A 16954-nucleotide genomic window follows, 5' to 3' on the forward strand; every position below is an offset into this window, starting at 1 on the left:
GCCCCGGCGCCGCGCGGCGCGCGCCACGCGGCGCCGGGGCGGGCGTCAAAGCTGGTACGCGTCGGCCCAGGTCCAGTGGTAGGACTTGAAGTCGGCGCGGCGCGACTTGAGCTCGGCGTCGCGCGCCTGTTGCTCGGGGCCGTCGGGCAGGTGGAACACGCCGCCGTTGCCGGCCGACGCAAGCTGGATCCGCGCGCTGCGGTCGATCCGCAAGCGCTGGTACTCGACCAGCGCGGCGCCGAGCGCGTCCTTCGACGCGAGCCCCGTCACGCACCGGCCGAGCACGACCGCGTCCTCGAGCGCCTGCGCGGCGCCCTGCGACTGGTACGGCAGCATCGGATGGCACGCATCGCCGAGCAGGCACACGCTGTCCCACACCCAGCGCTTGAGCGGCTGGCGGTCGTGCAGCGACCAGCGGCTCAGGTCCGACGCGCAGCGGATCAGCCCGACGAGGCGCGGATCCCAGCCGTCGAGCTCGGCCTCGAGCGTCGCGCGGTCGCCCTTGCTGCTCCACGATTCGCGCGTGCTGCCGTCGCCCGGCACGATCACGACGAGGTTCAGCAGCTGGCGGTCGCGCACCCAGTAATGGATCGCGTGCCGGCCGGGCCCGAGCCAGATCGTCACCTGCGGTTCCTTGACGATCTCGAACACGGGCGAGCGCGGATCGATCGCATCGACGTCGATCAGCGCGCGATACGCGTCGTCGCCGCTGTAGTGCGGCGCGTCGTCGCCGAGCAGCGCGTGGCGCAGCGTCGAATGAATGCCGTCGGCCGCGACGACGAGATCCGCGCGCCAGCGCGTGCCCGCCGCATCGACGAGCGTCGCGCCGTCCGGCCCGCACGCGACGAGCCCGCGCACCGCGACGCCGCCGAGCACGGCGACGGGCGGGCCGGCTGTATACGGGTCGCGCACGGCGTCGAGCAGCGCGGCATGCAGGTCGGCGCGATGCGTGTTCCAGTACGGCGCGTTGAAGGCGGCCTCGACGTCGTCGCCGAGCGGGAAGGCGCCGAGCAGGCTGCCGTCCTGCCAGCGGCGGCGGATCGTCGCGGTCGGGGCGACGGCGGCCAGCCGCTGCCGGTCGAGCACGCCGAGCGCGCGCAGCGCGCGCGTGGCGTTCGGCACGACCTGCAGCCCCGCGCCGACTTCCCGGAACGCCCGGCTCTGCTCGAGGACGGTGACCCGATGGCCGGCGCGGCGCAGCGCGAGCGCGGCGGCCAGGCCGCCGATGCCGGCGCCGACGACGATCGTGTCGAGTGACAGGGAGGGTGTCATGGGCGAGTTCGCTGTGGGTCCGGAAGGGATCGGCATGGCGTCACAGTCCCGGCAGCACGTCGCGGGCGAACACCTCCAGGTTGTTGCTCATCAGCTCGTACGGCTGCGCGCCATAGTCGATGTGCCACAGGATCGCGTCGAGCCCGAGATCGGCTTCCAGCGCGCGAATGCGCTGGCGCACGGTGTCGGGCGCGCCGAGCACGGCGGTCGCGTCGAGGTCGGCCGTGTCCATCCCGCCCATCTTGTTCTTCATCGCCTCGTTGTAGCCCTGGTAAGCCGACGACTGCACCTGGTCCCACGATTTCGCGGCTTCCGCGAAATAGCGCCAGTGATGGCGCAGGCGCGGCTCCGCGAGCGCCAGCGCGTGCGCGTCCGACGTGCCGATCATCAGCGGGATGCTGATCGCGACCTGCGGCCGGCGGCCGGTGTGGCCGTGATGGCGCTCGAACGTCTCGCGATAGAGCGCCACCATCTCCTGTGTCTTCGCGAGCGCGGCCTTGCGCGGCGGCGCGGCCATCAGCAGGTTGAAGCCGCGTTCGCCGATCCACTCGAAGCTGGACGGCGTGAGCAGCGCGGCGACCCAGACCGGCGGGCGCGGCTGCTGCGTCGGGCGCGGCAGCGATTGCGCGTCGCGATAGCGGAAAAACGGCGTGTCCTCGCTGACCGATTCCTCGGCGAGCAGGCGCACCGTCGCGTCGATCGTCTGCTGGAAACGCGCCTTGCTCGAATCGAGATCGATGCCGAACGCATCGAATTCGTACGGCAGGAACGCGCGCGCGAAGCCCAGCTCGAGCCGCCCGTTCGAGATCGCGTCGAGCTGCGCGGCCTCGGCCGCGAGCTGGATCGGATGATGGAACGACGCCTGGATGCCGCCCGTCATCAGGCGGATCGACTTCGTCTGTGCGGCCGCGGCCGCGAGGAACATCAGCGGCGACGGGCTGTAGCCGCCGTACGGCTTCAGGTAGTGCTCGGTCATCTTCACGTACGCGTAGCCGAGCCGGTCGGCCAGCGCGCTGAGCTTCAGCGCGTGCGCGTAGTAGTCGGCCGCCGGGCGGTCGGCCGGGCCGGTATCGGGCAAAAAGGACACGCCGAACTTCATAGACACCTCACAGGTTGATGTGCTGCCGTTGTCTGCAAAGGGGACCCGATGCCGCGTCGAATGCGTCCCCCGGTCGGGAAGCGGGATCGCTCGCAATGTACTTGCAAGGATGATCCAATCATAGGATGATTGGGTCTATGCAAGTCTTACACGATGCAAGATTTGCTGCAAGCGTTGCTCGGTTGTTGCTCCAGTTCCGCCCGCAAGCGGGCACTCCGGGGGCAGGCTGAAGTGCACGGGCCGGCCTCTCCATTTCCGGCGAGGAATCAAGGATGGACGCTCTTCTATCGGTTTCTGGCAAGGCGCTCAGGATGCGGCGGGTGGTGCGCGCCGCGTCGGGCAAGTGTCTGATGGTGCCGCTCGACCATTCGCTCGCGGACGGGCCCATCGCCCATCCGCAGCAGTTGCGGCAACTGGTTGGCGACATCGCCGCGCACGGCGGCGACGCGATCGTCGTGCATCGCGGCCGCGCGCGCTTCCTGTCGCCCGACGTGCTGAGCGATCTCGCGCTCGTCGTGCACCTGAACGGCTGCACGCGCTACGCGGAGGATGCGAACGCGAAGACGCTGTTCGCGAGCGTCGAGGATGCGCTGGCGAGCGGCGCGGACGCGGTCAGCGTGCACGTGAATCTCGGCTCGAAAACGGAAAGCCAGCAACTGCTCGACCTGAGCCGCATCGCGACCGAGTGCGCGCGCTGGTCGCTGCCGCTGCTCGCGATGATCTATCCGCGCGGCCCGGGCCTCGGCGATCGTCCGCAGACCGAACTGATTGCCCACGCGGCGAACGTCGCGGCGGATCTCGGCGCCGACATCGTCAAGCTGCCGTACAGCGGCGACGCCGCGAGCATGGCCGACATCATCGCCGGCTCGTCGCTGCCGGTGCTGGTCGCGGGCGGCGCGAAGCTGCCGGAAGACGAGTTCGTCGCGTTCACGTCGCGCGTGATGCACGCGGGGGCGCTCGGCATTGCGGCCGGTCGCAACGTGTTCGCCGCGCCGAAAGCCGCACCGCTGATCCGCCGCCTGTCCGATGCCGTGCACGGCGTCGACCGGCGCGCCGCGCACCTGGCCGCCTGAGCCGGTGCGCCGGGCCGTCGCGCCCGGTTTTTTCCGAATATCGAGGGTTTCCATGCATCGCTATCCGTGGATCGACCTGCGCGCATTCGGCGCGCAGGCAGGCGCCGTCGCGGCCGACGCAGCGAGGGCCGGCGCGTGCCGCTTCGTGGTGGCCGAGACCGGGCGCGACACGTGCGCGCCCGGCGCGGCCGCGCAACTGGCCGTCTCGACGGCGGGCGTCGCGACGCTGGTCGACGACGCGCATGCGCCGCTCGCGGGCGTTCGCGTGAGGATCGACGGCGCGGCCGATTTCGACGCCGCGCGCGCCGCGATCGCGCGGCACGCGCTCGTGCTGCTCGACTACGCGCTCGCGACGACGGTGCCGCTCGAGCGCCTGCTCGCGGGTGTCCGCGATGCCGCGTGCCGCATCGTCGTGTCGCTGGCCGATCCGCACGGCGCGGCCTACCTCGCGCGCAAGCATGCGCAGTCGCCGGTCGACATCGCGTTCGCACCGCGCGATGCGGCCGCATTGCGCGGCGTGCTGGCTGCCTGCGGCGAGCTGCGCCCGCGCGAGCCGCTGAAGCTGAAAACGTTCGAGGTGCAGCGCGTCGAGCCGCTCGGCGCCGGGCTGCATGCGGTGATCGACGGCTGTTCGCAGCTGGACGGCGAAGAGTGCGTGCTGGCCGGCGCGAGCGCGACCAGCATGCTGCTCGTCGTCGCGGCCGGCGCCGCGCACCCGCCTGGCCAGCCGCTCACGTTCGGCATCGACGCGGGCTCGGCCGAATCGTTCGTGTTCTGCGGCGGCGACCGCGCGCGCCAGCTTTCGCTGCTGTGTTCCGGCGAGCGGATCCTGACGGTCGGCGCGGCAGGCGACACGCGCGCGATCGTGGTCGGCCGCGTGCGGATCGAATCCGCGCCGCTCGTCGCGCTGCACACGCGCAGCGCATCCGGCGCGAATACGCGCGTCGTGATGCGCGGCGACCGTGCGGTGCAGTTCCGGACCGACGACGGCGCGCGCGTCGGTCTCGCCGATGTCGCGCCCGGTGTCCGGCTTGCCGGCTACGAACCGGGCGCCGGCTGGGTGGATTGCCGGATGAGGGCCGCCGCGTCGCGTTTGGCCGTTTCCGTCAGCCGCTAGTTTCATCCTGTCATTCAACCTGCGTTATCCCCTTTCGAAGGAGATTGGCCTTGAAGAAGCTTTCCTGGATTGACCTGCGCAACATCGGCGAGCTCGCGGACGAGATCACCGAGGAAGCGCTGCATGTCGGCGTGTCCGCATTCGTCGTGAAGGATGCGGAGCAGGCCGGCCGGCTGCCGCCGAGCGCGCGCAAGGTCGCGGTCGTCGATCGGCAGCCGGCCGATGCCGCGCTGCTCGAGCAGGTGCAGATCATCCTCGTGAAGGATGGCCTGCCGGTCGATTTCGCGGTGCCGGACGGCGTCGAACTCGGCGTGTTCATCGAGGTGACGGGCGAGGCGACGCTCACCCGTGCGTGCGAGCTGTCGACCTCCACGCCGTGGCTGCTCGTCGAGTTCCTGCAGGACCCGAGCAAGATCCCGCTCGAGATCCTGCTGGCGGCCGCCGATCGAGCGACGGGCGAGCTGATCACCGTCGTCGCCGACCTGGAGGATGCGGAGGTCACGCTGAACGTGCTGCAGCGCGGCCCCGAGGGCGTGCTGCTCACGCCGACGCAGGTCGGGCAGGCCACGCAACTCGTGTCGATCTGCAGCGACACGGTCGAGGATCTGCAGCTCGAGGAAATCGAGATCGTCGGGCTCACGCACCTGGGGCCGGGCGAACGCGTGTGCGTCGATACCTGCTCGCGCTTCGAGCAGGACGAGGGCATCCTCGTCGGCTCCTATTCGACCGGCATGATCCTCATCAGCAGCGAGACGCACCCGCTGCCGTACATGCCGACGCGCCCGTTCCGCGTGAACGCCGCCGCGCTCCATTCGTACGTCGTCGCGCCGGACAACCGCACGCGCTATCTCGCCGAGCTCGAATCGGGCGCGGAGATCCTCGCCGTCAACGTGCAGGGCAAGGCGCGCCGCGTCGTGGTCGGGCGCGCGAAGGTCGAGACGCGTCCGCTGCTGCTGATCGAGGCGAAGAATGCCGCCAATCGCGCGATCAACATCATCGCGCAGGACGACTGGCACGTGCGCGTGCTCGGGCCGAAGGGAAGCGTGCACAACATCACGGAGCTCAAGCGCGGCGACCGCATCCTCGGCTACACGCTCGATGCGCAGCGCCACGTCGGCTACCCGATCCGGGAGTTCCTGCACGAGCAGTGATCCGCATGCTTCATTGACGATGCGATCGCCCGGTGCGTCACGCGCCGGCGCGGTCGATTCATGTTCAGGAGTGCTTTATGGAAAATGCGGCAAAACAGGTGCTGGATACGCTGTTCGGACGCTGGCGCAGCCGGATCCTGTATGCGGGCACGCGGCTCGGCGTGTTCGATGCGGTCACGACGGACGCACCGGTGTCGTCGGCCGCGCTCGCAGCGAAGCTCGACGTCGACGAGCCGCTGCTGTATCGGTTGCTGCGCGCGCTTGCGTCGCTCGGCCTGCTCGACGAGGACACGCGCCGCGGCTTCCGGGCCACCGCGTCGGGGGCGCTGCTGCATGCGCACGCCCCGAGCACGCTGCGCGATTTCGTGCTGCTGCAGGAAGGCCCCGAGCACTACGCGATCTGGGCACACCTGCCCGACATGGTGCGCGAGGGACAGCAGAACGGCTTCATTCGCGAGTTCGGCGCGATGGCGTTCGACTATGCGAAGGACCACGAACGTTACCGCACCGATTTCAAGCGCGCGATGTCGAGCTTCTCGACCGTGCAGTCGGAACAGGTCGTCGATGCGCTGCGCGACGTCACGTTCGCGCCGGGCACGCATGCGTGCGACATCGGCGGCGGCCAGGGGCACATGCTGTGCAGCCTGCTGCGGCGATTTCCGTCACTGACCGGCGTCGTGTTCGACCTGCCCGAAGTGATCGACGGCGATGCGGATGACTGGGCGCAGCGGATGGGCGTGAGCGCGCGCTGCAGCAAGGCGGGCGGCAACATGTTCGACGCGGTGCCGGCGGCCGACGTCTATCTGCTGAAGCTGATCCTGCATGACTGGAACGACGACGAGTGCGTGGCGATCCTCCAGCGGGCGCGCGAAAGCGCCCGGGACGGCGCGCGGGTGTTCGTGATCGAACGGGTCGTGCCGGCGCCGGGCGTCGCGCATTTCTCGAAGCTCTACGACATCCACATGATGTGCTGGGGCAGTGGCCGCGAGCGCACGCGCGACGAATACGACGCGTTGCTCGGCGCCGCCGGCTGGCGGCCCGCCGGGGTGCGCGCCGCGCCGGACGGGCAGATCGACGTGATCGAGGCCGTCGCGGCGTAGCGCGGGCCGGGCGCGTCAGGCGGCGGGCGTCTCGCGGGTCTCGAGCCAGGTCATCTGAGGCTTGAGGATCGCGAGCGTCGCGCGAACCGCCTTGTTCTCGTCGCGCTGTTCGATCGCGTCGAGCACCGCCTGGTGCGCCCGCATGTCCGGCTCGGGAATCTCGGCCTCGTCGAGTTCGACGAGGATGTCTTCGACGTTCGCGAGGATCGAGCCCGAGAAATAGCGATACAGCGCTTCCAGCGCGTGATTGTGCGATGCGGCGGCCACGGCGATGTGAAACGCGCGGTCGCGCTCGACGAACTTCTTCACGTCGCGCGTCGCTTCGCGCTCGCCGCGAGCCTTCAGCAGCTTGCGCAGCGTCGCGAGATCCTCGTCGGTGCGCCGGCGCGCCGCGTAGCGCGCGCATTCCGTTTCGAGCATGCACTGCAGTTCGAGATGGTCGCTGCGCGCGGCGCGATCGACGTCGCGCATCGTCTCCGCCGGATCGACGTTGCGGCGCACATAGGTGCCGTCGCCCTGGCGTACTTCGAGCACGCCGGAATACGCGAGCGTACGGACGGCCTCGCGCACCGTGTTGCGCCCGACCTCGAGCTGTTTCGCGAGATCGAGCTCGGTCGGAATGCGCTGACCGACGCGCCAGATGCCGGAAGTGATGTTGGATTTGAGGATCTCGATCGCCGAATCGACGAGCGAGTGTCGTGTGGCCGGGGGCAGGCTTGACATTGCGTGTTTCGCTTGAAACTTGAGGGTGTCGCTATCCTATCATCCGATCATTCGTTTGGTCGTTCAGGATAACGATATTCAAACGTGACATTTTGTTAACGTCGGATGAATAAATCCGAGCTCGATCGATGCGCGCCACACATTCGTCGATTGCGTCCACCGGCATTTACCCGCGCCGCGTCGGCGTAAATGATTCCCATTCGCTGTTCAGTCGAGGTCGCTGTTGCATGAGCGGCCCGACTCTCTACTCAAGGGCGCGGCGTATCCGCCGATGTCCGTCTCCGCTTTCCGGATAACCCGAGATGAATCGATCACACACCGGCCGCCGTGCGCGGCCAGGATTTCCGTTGCCGCGCGCGGCGTTGCGGCGCGTGCCGGGCTGGGCGGCCGCACTGGCCTGCACGGCCGCGATGCCGGTTGCCGCCGCGGCGAAGGATGCGCCGGACGCGGGCGAGCCCGCGAATGCGCCGATGCTCGCGCCGATCGTCGTCGACGGGCGGCGCGAGACGGGCGTCGGCCCCGTGCAGGGCGTCGCGGCCGACGTATCGCGCGCGGGCACCAAGACCGACACGGCGATCGTCGAGGTGCCGCAGGGCCTGTCGGTCGTCACGCGTGAACAGATGGATAGTCAGGACGTGCACAGCGTCGGCGAGAGCCTGCGCTACACGCCCGGCGCCTATGCGGACTCGCGCCCCGGCGGCGTGCTCGAAAGCGTGTTCCTGCGCGGCTTCGGCGGGTTCGCGGCGGCGGCGATCAATCCACAGATGCTCGACGGCCTGCCGCTGCCGAAAGGCGTGAACTGGGCCGCGAGCGTCGTCGATCCGTGGACGCTCGAACGCATCGACGTGTTGCGCGGCCCGGCGTCGGTGCTGTACGGACAGGCGAGCCCCGGCGGCATCGTCGACATGGTCAGCAAGCGGCCGACGCGCGATGCGCAGCGCCTGCTTGCCGTGCAGACCGGCAACCGCGATCGCGGGCAGCTTGCATTCGATTTCAGCGGGCCCGTGACGCAGGACGGCACGTGGCGCTACCGGCTCGACGGCCTCGCACGCCGTGCCGACGAGCAGATCGATTATTCGCGGCAGCAGCGGATCGTCGTCGCGCCGTCGCTGTCGTGGCAGCCGAATGCCGATACGCGTTTCACGCTGCTGGGGTCGTTCCAGCGCGATCCGCACAACAACTTCGCGGGCTGGCTGCCGGCCCTCGGCACGCTTTGGCCGGATGCGGGAAGGCGGATTCCGACGCATTTCTTTCCGGGGCTGCCGGGCTTCGATACCTACGACCGCACGCAGGCGATGATCGGTTATGCGTTCGAGCATCGTTTCGATTCGACGTGGAAGGTCCGGCAGAACGTGCGCTATACGCATCTCGATGTCGACTTCGCGGGTGCGGCCGTCAATTTCATCGCGCCGTATCTGGCGCCGGGCGTGCTGAATCGTTCGCTGTCGTGGTCGCGCGAGCACGTGAATCATCTCGCGCTCGACAACCAGGCCGAGATGCGCGTGATGACGGGGCCGGTCGAGCATACGGTGCTGGCCGGGCTGTCGTATGAGCATGCGGTGGCGAATCTCGTCGGGTCGGGCTTTGGCGCGGCGCCGCCGCTCGATACGCGGGCGCCCGATTACGGGCAGCCGTATGCGGTGCCGCCGGTCGCGCAGCAGACGCGTCAGACGCCTGACCGGATCGGCGTCTATCTGCAGGATCAGGTGCGCTGGGATCGGTGGGTCTTTACGCTCGGCGGGCGGGAGGAGTGGTCGCGCACGACGACCGATGACCTGCTGCGCTCCGCGAGCGTGCGGCAGAGCACGCGGGCGTTCACCGGGCGTGCGGGAGCGGTCTATCTGTTCGATAGCGGCTTCGCGCCGTACCTGAGCTATTCGACGTCGTTCGAACCGGCGCTCGGCACGCGCTTCGATGGACAGCCGTTCACGCCGACGAAGGCGAAGCAGTTTGAGGCCGGGTTGCGTTATCAGTCGCCGGATCGGCTGCGGAACGCGTCGATCGCGGCGTTCGATATTCGCCAGCGCAATGTCCTGACCGCGGATCCGGCGCATCCGTTCTTCAATGTGCAGACGGGGGAGGTGCGATCGCGCGGGATCGAGCTGGAAGGGCGTGCGCGCGTGTGGAAGCAACTGGATGTGATTGCCGCGTACACGTATCTCGACACGACGGTGCAGGCCGATACGGATCCGGCCGTCGTCGGCAAGCGCGTGGCGGCGGTGCCGCGCCATCTCGCGTCGCTGTGGCTGGATTATGCGGTTGAGCGGCCTGGGTTGCGCGGGTTGAGGGTGGGCGGAGGTATGCGTTATGTCGGGCGTAGCGCGGGCGACAACGTCAATACGTTCGATGTGCCGGCTGTCGTGCTGTTCGATCTTGGGCTGTCGTATGACCTTGGCGTTGAACGGCCTGCGTGGAAGGGGTGGCGTGTTGCAGCACACGTGAACAACCTGTTCGACCGGACTTATGTGTCGTCGTGTTTTTCGGCGGGCGGGTGTTTCTATGGCTCGCGGTTGATGGTGACGGGGGATGTGAGTTACCGGTGGTGATGGCGGGTGACGATCGCGATGCCGGTGCGGCGGGCTGTGCGCGTGCGGTTGTCCCGACCGCGCCGCCGCCCGGATACACTGATGCCTTCGCCGTATGTGTCGCGGCAGCGTGGGCCGTCGCGTCGGCTGCGGATTCGTGGAGGGATCACCCATGAGCATCGTCGTTCGTCGAAACCGGATCGCCATCCGCCTGTGCCGGGCGCTGATCTCGGGCGCGTTGGTCGCTTCCGTCGTCGGCTGCGCGGCGACGGCGGTCGAAGACACGTCCATCGCGCCGGATCTGCATGAAACCGTCGTCAAGATCCCGGTCGACGAAGGGGCGGGCACGCGGGACATCGTCGCCACCACCTACATGCCGGACGGCCCCGGGCCTTTTCCGCTGATCGTGCTGAGCCACGGCAGCCCGCCCGATCCGCGCGACCGGCCGAAGGTGGGCCGCTACCGCGCGTTGCCGCAGATCCGGACTTTCGTGCAACTCGGTTTCGCGGTCATCGTGCCGATCCGCCGCGGGTACGGGGCGACGGGCGGGGTCGATGAAGAGGATGCGGGGTCGTGCCGGCATCCCGATTATCTTGGTGCCGGCCAGCAGGCCGCGCGCGATGTGTTGGCGGCGGTGCGGTATGGGCAGACGTTGCCGCAGGTGGATCGGAACCGCGTCGTGCTGGTCGGGCAGTCGGCGGGCGGTTTTGCTTCGCTGGCGGCGGCCAGCTACGCGCCGCAAGGGGTGGTCGCGGTGGTGAACTTCTCGGGCGGGCGTGGGGGGAACCCGACGACTCATCCCGGCATGCCGTGCGATCCGAAGCAGATGGCCGACACGATCGGGCATTTCGCGAGCACGACGAGGGTGCCGGTGCTCTGGCATTACGTGCAGAACGACAAGTATTTTGCGCCGGAGGTTGTGGCGACCTGGTTTGCCGCGTTTCAAGGGGCAGGTGGGCGCGGGCAGATGATTGTCGAGCCGCCGTTCGGCAAGAACGGGCACGGGATGTTTTCGGTCAAGGAGGCGATACCGATCTGGTTGCCGCACTTTGAGCAGTTTGTCGGGCCGTTGGTGGCGATGAAGTAGGGGGCGAATCGGGTCGAGGGGGGCACCACCAGCCTTTTGCAACGCTCGTTGCCGATCCACGCGAGCCCCCCCCCGACTTTCCCGAAAACGGGCCACGCGTGTGCAGGGCGGATTCAACCGGCTAGATTGTTGAATAGACCTGAGATACTCGTCCAGAGCTTCGGCAGGTGTTTTCCAGCCGAGTGTTTTCCGGGGCCTGGTGTTCAGCGTATTAGGTCCTGTTCACATTCTCACCAGCGGCCCAAAGGCGCAGGCAAGCACCGCGAAGGCGAAATAGTTGCCGGCGAGCTTGTCGTAACGAGTGGAGACGCGACGAAAATGTTTGATGCGATTGAAGAAGCGTTCGACGATGTTCCGAGTTCGATACAGCGCGCGGCTGTACCGACGCTTGGTCTTTCGGTTCGAGCGCGGCGGGATAACGGCCTTCGCACGCGTAGCGCGGATGGTGTTCACGAAGGCATCCGAGTCGTAGCCTTTGTCAGCAATCACAGCACCCGTGCGCAGATGCTCGACCAATTCGTGCGCACACGAAATGTCCGAGACCTGTCCTTCGGTGACGATCATTCGCAGAGGCCGCCCGGCTTCGTCGACGGCCAGATGCAGCTTGGTCGTCAGTCCTCCGCGCGAGCGGCCGAGCGCTTGCGGGCCGCTTTTTTTCGAGCGCCGGCCGAATGCTGGTGCGCACGCACGATGGTCGAGTCGATCAGCACACGTTTGATCTCCGTCTCGTCGGACACGGCGTGCGCCACGCGTTCCCAAACGCCTTTGCGACGCCACCGAGAGAAGCGCATGTACACCGTATGCCATCGGCCGAACTCTTTCGGCAGATCGCGCCAGGGGCAGCCGGTTCGGCCGATCCAGAGGACAGCTTCGACAAACCAACGATTGTCGGTCGCCGTGCGCCCTGGATCGCCTTCCTTGCCCGGCATGACGGATTCGATTCGTGCCCATACTTCATCGCTCAATAACGTTCGAATCATCTTGACCCGCTCGCGCAAAAGACAAGATGTAAACACATTTCATCGAATGTAAACAGACCCTAGCAACGGCTCGAATTTATCGAGCGCTCCACCGGGACAGATCCGTGCCCTTCGGGAAGTATTGTCGTAGAAGACCGTTCGTGTTTTCGTTCGTGCCACGTTGCCATGGGCTGTTCGGGTCGGCGAAGAAGACCTTCACACCAGACTCAATTGTGAAGCGAGCATGATCGGGCAGTTCCTTTCCCCCATCCCAGGTCAATGATCGCCACAACTGGGCAGGCATGCTCGTCACGGCTTTCTTGAGCGCGTTGGCCATCGTGACAGCTCCATACGCGAATGACAGGCACGGGGCTCAATCGAGCAATGGGGCGTGAGGCCGTGACCGCTGTGTTTCAGTGGCTCGCCCGTGACTGTTCGATAGCCCATGCTGCGCGGCAAGTTGGCATGACGCCAGCTGCACTGACAGCTTGGATTCGGAGATTCCGTCAATGGCTGTTACTGCTCGATTCGTCCGGGAAGATGGAGCAGAAAGTGAGGTTGGGCAGATCCAAAGATCACTTGGCCGATCGGAATAGGGCCGCATGTGTGGAGCAGATCGTCGACTAGACAAGGTCGAATGTAGAGCGTCGCTTACTCGTCGTAGATGGACGAGCGGGCGATAACGCGATTCGTCCCCGGAGGACACTGACACATCACGACATCGTTGTTGCGTACGCCGCGTGTACTCGTTAGCCCCCAGCTCAACGCTGTACCGAACATCTGTCCGTTATGACCGCAGCGGGCGCATGAGGCGAGGCCCAAATGCCTTGCGAGCGGCACGCCGTCGTCGAGCATGCCCCCATCGCCGTCCAGAACGACACCGCCCGTTGTGGTCATATTGCCCTTCAGGGCCATCATGATCTTGCTCATATAATCCTCACCGTCGTTCAGTATCGATCGAGTGCTGCCTGTAGCATGCGCAGCCGGGTTTTGCCGTCCGGCATGAAGTTCGTGCCGAAGCATACGAGCCCTTCCCGATGCAAATGACAGGCCATTGTGAAGCTGATCAACATACCGGGTTCGGGGGCATGAATTTCGATTTCCACCCGCTTCAAACGCGGTTCGTAGGTGAGCAGGGTGGCCTCGATCGCGCGCTGAAGTTTGTGTGCCGAGGACGGCAGGTGCCGATAGATCTCCGACAGGTCGTCGAGCCCGTAATCAGGAAGATGCGCGAGCGATCCGCGTCGGCTGTTCAGGATGCGCTCGATGTTGTCGCGCACGGAGAGGAAAACCTGTACCTCTGGGGCGTAGTCGTCCGCCGCCGAACCGTCCGCGAAATGCCCCGTGATCCTCTCGAATAAGCCAGGCCCTACCCACATCGTCTGTCTCCCTTATCGCGCGAGCTGGGCAATCGAGGCAATGAACCATCGATCGACCGCAAACCAGACGACGCCGACCGCAACGCATGCGATCGCCACCCAGGCCAGTGGAGAAATGCGCAGCGTCCGAGTACTGCCACGATTCACCACGATCGAAGCAGGTACTACGCGGTTGTCTTCCGCGGCACTTGTGCGCCCCAGTCGTGCGTTGAGTTTGCGAATAAGCGATGCACGCGCGGTACTCCCGTCGACCGCAAACCGCCCGACGAATCCAAGCGATAGCACCGCGGCGAATATCGCGAGCAGCACCCCTGTCGGTTGAGGCTCGCGCAAACGGCCTTCGATACGCCGGATCAACTCGTCACCAGCATCGTTTCTCGAAAAATGCTCCTCCTGGAGCGGCCGCTTCTCCCAATTTTCGCGTGCAACTCCCGTGAGGTGCGTCAATGCCGCCTCGTCGAGCAGCGCGCACTGCGCATAGACGGCATCGCTGATTGCGTGATCCGCGATGCCGCGCGAACTCAGTTCCGAGCGCATGTGGGTGATCTGTGCGTTGCATTGATCGCGCAGCGCCTCAAACGATAGTTGCCCGCTGGCCAACGCGGTGACCGTGCGCGCCGTGTCGCGTAGCGCGACGGGAAGCAGCAGGGAATCGGCGAGGATCATCGTATTCATGACGGCAGCACCGCGTACAGTTCGAGCGACGCCTCGGGAATCGATGCTGGAACGTAGATCTGGCACGCGTGCGCGTCGATCATCCGCTTGAACGCGGCGTCATTGCTGTCCAGCGCGAAGTACTGGTTTTCGATCCGCACGGGAATCGCCGCCGGCAGTCGCGACATCGGCCGCAACACGATGCCCGGCAACGCGGAATTGACGATCTGTTCGACCTCGTCCGGGGCGCCTACCTTGCAGAGGCGTGGCAGATGCTCGATGAGGGCGTGAGCCGGCATCGCCGCCTGAACCGACAGATAGTATTCCGCGCCTTCGGTCAGCCGCTCGTCGTTGATTCGACCCAACCACGTTGTGGCGCGCATGCGCTCCAGCGTGATCGGCACGACTCGAGAAGGAATAACGGCATCGACCAGCGTGCGAATCAACGATTCGAGCTCGGCAAACATCGGCTCCGGTGCGTGGTGATCGTACAGCGGGATCGCCTGGAGTGACTCGGTTGTCGAGAACGTCAGCAACGAGCCGGCCAGACGGGCGAGTACTGCATAGAGCCGTTCCGGATGCTGGTCCGGCGCCTGAACGAGGCGCGCGAGTTCGGGCCAGGTGCTGTTGACGCTGTGGAGCAGCCAGAACAGCGCCACGTCGGACACGGCGAAGTCGGCGATCTGGTCCGAACGCTCTTTGCGACGCACCGCAAGACTGGCGCTCTTGGCAGACAGAATTTCAGAGATGCGCTGCGCACGATGCACGAGGCGATCGCTCGCCGACAGGAACAGGCATGGCGGGACGAATGTCGTGTCGGGTTCGAAGCGACCCTGCGGCGTGCGTACGAGTCGCGCGATCGGGCACGTCACGTAGTCTCCGGCCTGCTCGAAGTCGAACAGCAGCGCGACCATATTGCGCTCGACGCTGATTTCTTCCTGCCCGTCGCCGTTCAGATCGGCAACGTGCTTGTATTCGCGGGTCACGCGACGCGGGCGGGCAGGCTTCTCGCCGGGTTCGACACAGTTTCCGCCCTGGGCATCCATCAGCGCCACGCCGGCGAGCACGGTCACGGTGTCGACCGTGGTGGGTACGTCGTCGAGACTGCGGGCCGCCGGCAGCCAGTCGGCCGTTTCGCTGTCGATCAGTGTCCCGTCCGGCAGGCGCAGCGCGAGTACCGTGCACTGCAGGCGGTTGACGCTCAGCGCCTGATCGTCGAGTGCCACATCGACCGTGCCCCAGGCGTCGGGGCTCGCAATCCGCGCGACCCGGTCGTGAACATACTGTTCCCATAGCGCCTGCTGCTGGAAGTGCTGCGGCGTCATGAAAATCCCCTTGGCCCACAGCGGTCTGGTTATCTTCATCTTTTTCTAGGTTGGTCTGGTATGAAAGTAGCGGTGTGGTTGTGCGCATCGAAATGCATGTCACTGCTTCGCTTTGGGCATCTGCGAAACCAGCGAGAGGTTGATATCGACACCTTCGATCTGAAAATGCGGGACGATGAACAGCTTGATGCGAAAGAAACCGGGGTTGTCTTCGATGTCCTCGACCGTCACCTTGGCCTCGCGCAGTGGGTGCGCGGCCTGAAGATCATCGCCAGGGTCGGTCATTTCCGTGACAAGCGATTTAATCCAGGTGTTCAGCTCAAGCTCGAGCAATCGACTGTCCCGTGTCGTGCCGATGTTTTCGCGCTGGATCAGCTTCAGGTAATGCGCGATGCGCGACAGCAGGAAAACATACGGCAGACGCGCGTTGATCCGGCTATTCGCCGATGCGTCGCGCGCATCGTACGTTCGTGGTCGCTGGGTTGAATGTGCCGAGAAAAAACAAGTCTGGTCGTGATTGCTGGTGTAGGAGAGTGGGACTAATCCAATATCGGCAAATTCATTCTCGCGTGTTTCTGAAATTAACGCTTCGGTCGAAATTTTGCCGAGTTGTCCGGTGCCAAGATCGTATTGATGCACGGGGATATCGTCGATCAGGCCACCCGCTTGCGGGCCGCGAATCTGCACGCACCAGCCATTGCGCACGAAGCTGCGTACGATATTGACCGCGAAGGCGAATGCCGCGCTCGTCCATAGATAAGCGTTTCGGCCAGATTCCCGCACGTTCTCGGTGTAATTGAAAGTGCGTACCGGTATCGTGTCGAACCCATAGGGCAATCGTGCGAGGACCCGCGGCATGGTCAGTGCGACGTAGCGCGCATCCTCGGTCTCGCGAAAACCTTTCCATTTCAGGTATTCGGCCCGTTCGAACCAAATTGGGAGATCGCGGATGCCTGCAACAGCTTCCATCGAAGGTTTATCGAAGAAGGCTGGCGAGGCCGCGCCGATGAAGGGCATATGGGCGGCGGCGGCGACTTTTGAGATATTGCGCAACAGCGCGATATCCGGAGCGCGGTGGTCGAATTCGAATGTGGAGATAATTGCGGCGATCGGCTGACCGCCTGGCATATCGTACTCGCCGACGTATGTCAGCCGGAACAGTCCGCTCTGGATGATATCGGGCGTGTCTTCGAAGTCGTGATGGAGTGCTTCCTTTGACACGTCCAGCACTTCAATTTTGACGTTTTGACGAAAATCGGTGCGGTCGACCAGGAATTGCAGACCCCGCCAGACCGATTCGAGCGCCTGAAAAGCCGAGTGGTGCAGGATGGCGTCGAGCTGGCGGCCAAGTTGTTCGTCCAGGTCTGCCAGACACCAATCAAGCAAATCCGGATCCACGCAAATAATCGCGTTCGACGGAGCGGTTGCAAGCGTATCGGAAGCTACGGTGGTGTTGGTGGATTGATTGTTTTGAAATCCTGCACTCATTG

At 65.7% G+C, this 16954-nt stretch carries 15 protein-coding genes and 2 pseudogenes; 6 read left to right on the top strand and 11 right to left on the bottom strand.

Annotated features, from left to right (window positions below; translation table 11 throughout):
* Positions 1-45 precede the first annotated feature (45 nt).
* Positions 46-1272: an FAD-dependent monooxygenase gene (locus HWX36_RS09980; protein ID WP_175951943.1), complete on the bottom strand. Its 1227-nt coding sequence runs from the start codon at positions 1270-1272 to the stop codon at positions 46-48.
* A gap of 40 nt (positions 1273-1312) precedes the next feature.
* A complete protein-coding gene (locus tag HWX36_RS09985) occupies positions 1313-2359 on the bottom strand; it encodes an LLM class flavin-dependent oxidoreductase (RefSeq protein ID WP_244136352.1) in 1047 nt (348 codons plus the stop codon).
* Between the two features lie 284 nt (positions 2360-2643).
* Here HWX36_RS09985 and HWX36_RS09990 point away from each other — a divergent pair, with 284 nt between their 5' ends.
* The 4 genes from HWX36_RS09990 (at position 2644) to HWX36_RS10005 (ending at position 6812) form a co-directional block, all read left to right on the top strand.
* Positions 2644-3444, top strand: a complete 801-nt coding sequence (locus HWX36_RS09990; protein ID WP_175951945.1) for a 2-amino-3,7-dideoxy-D-threo-hept-6-ulosonate synthase — start codon at positions 2644-2646, stop codon at positions 3442-3444.
* 52 nt (positions 3445-3496) lie between these two features.
* A complete protein-coding gene (locus HWX36_RS09995) occupies positions 3497-4561 on the top strand; it encodes a 3-dehydroquinate synthase II family protein (RefSeq protein WP_175951946.1) in 1065 nt (354 codons plus the stop codon).
* A 50-nt stretch (positions 4562-4611) separates the two neighbouring features.
* Entirely contained in the window at positions 4612-5712 is a 1101-nt protein-coding gene (locus tag HWX36_RS10000) for a 3-dehydroquinate synthase II family protein (RefSeq protein WP_175951947.1), read from the top strand.
* 77 nt (positions 5713-5789) lie between these two features.
* The gene (locus HWX36_RS10005; RefSeq protein ID WP_175951948.1) at positions 5790-6812 is read left to right on the top strand and encodes a methyltransferase; all 1023 of its coding nucleotides are present in this window, start codon (positions 5790-5792) and stop codon (positions 6810-6812) included.
* A 15-nt stretch (positions 6813-6827) separates the two neighbouring features.
* Here the strand turns inward: HWX36_RS10005 and HWX36_RS10010 are convergent, their stop codons facing one another.
* Positions 6828-7535, bottom strand: coding sequence for a FadR/GntR family transcriptional regulator (locus HWX36_RS10010; protein ID WP_175951949.1), 708 nt, complete (start codon positions 7533-7535; stop codon positions 6828-6830).
* A gap of 302 nt (positions 7536-7837) precedes the next feature.
* Here HWX36_RS10010 and HWX36_RS10015 point away from each other — a divergent pair, with 302 nt between their 5' ends.
* Entirely contained in the window at positions 7838-10081 is a 2244-nt protein-coding gene (locus tag HWX36_RS10015; protein ID WP_244136353.1) for a TonB-dependent siderophore receptor, read from the top strand.
* 151 nt (positions 10082-10232) lie between these two features.
* Positions 10233-11147: an alpha/beta fold hydrolase gene (locus tag HWX36_RS10020; protein WP_175951950.1), complete on the top strand. Its 915-nt coding sequence runs from the start codon at positions 10233-10235 to the stop codon at positions 11145-11147.
* 222 nt (positions 11148-11369) lie between these two features.
* Here HWX36_RS10020 and HWX36_RS10025 read toward each other — a convergent pair whose 3' ends face one another.
* From HWX36_RS10025 to tssC, 8 genes and pseudogenes are all read right to left on the bottom strand, one after another.
* Positions 11370-11954: an IS5 family transposase gene (locus HWX36_RS10025; RefSeq protein WP_244136354.1), complete on the bottom strand. Its 585-nt coding sequence runs from the start codon at positions 11952-11954 to the stop codon at positions 11370-11372.
* Positions 11843-12127 (bottom strand): annotated as a pseudogene (locus HWX36_RS37080) (IS5 family transposase); the annotation flags it as partial. The gene HWX36_RS10025 and the pseudogene HWX36_RS37080, both read right to left, overlap by 112 nt.
* Positions 12128-12206: 79 nt before the next feature.
* Positions 12207-12458 (bottom strand): annotated as a pseudogene (locus HWX36_RS10030) (IS30 family transposase); the annotation flags it as partial.
* Positions 12459-12757: 299 nt separating this feature from the next.
* A complete protein-coding gene (locus tag HWX36_RS10040; RefSeq protein ID WP_175951953.1) occupies positions 12758-13036 on the bottom strand; it encodes a PAAR domain-containing protein in 279 nt (92 codons plus the stop codon).
* 17 nt (positions 13037-13053) lie between these two features.
* Positions 13054-13485, bottom strand: a complete 432-nt coding sequence (gene tssE, locus HWX36_RS10045) for a type VI secretion system baseplate subunit TssE (RefSeq protein WP_175951954.1) — start codon at positions 13483-13485, stop codon at positions 13054-13056.
* 12 nt (positions 13486-13497) lie between these two features.
* Complete coding sequence (locus tag HWX36_RS10050; protein WP_175951955.1) at positions 13498-14160, bottom strand: DotU/TssL family secretion system protein; 663 nt, start codon at positions 14158-14160, stop codon at positions 13498-13500.
* Positions 14157-15503, bottom strand: coding sequence for a type VI secretion system baseplate subunit TssK (gene tssK, locus HWX36_RS10055; RefSeq protein ID WP_175951956.1), 1347 nt, complete (start codon positions 15501-15503; stop codon positions 14157-14159). Before tssK ends, HWX36_RS10050 begins: the two co-directional genes overlap by 4 nt.
* A 60-nt stretch (positions 15504-15563) precedes the next feature.
* Positions 15564-16952, bottom strand: a complete 1389-nt coding sequence (gene tssC, locus HWX36_RS10060; protein WP_244136355.1) for a type VI secretion system contractile sheath large subunit — start codon at positions 16950-16952, stop codon at positions 15564-15566.
* Positions 16953-16954: the final 2 nt, after the last annotated feature.

The sequence above is a fragment of the Burkholderia sp. BCC0405 genome, assembly GCF_902833075.1.
In the GTDB taxonomy this organism is placed as follows: Bacteria; Pseudomonadota; Gammaproteobacteria; order Burkholderiales; family Burkholderiaceae; genus Burkholderia.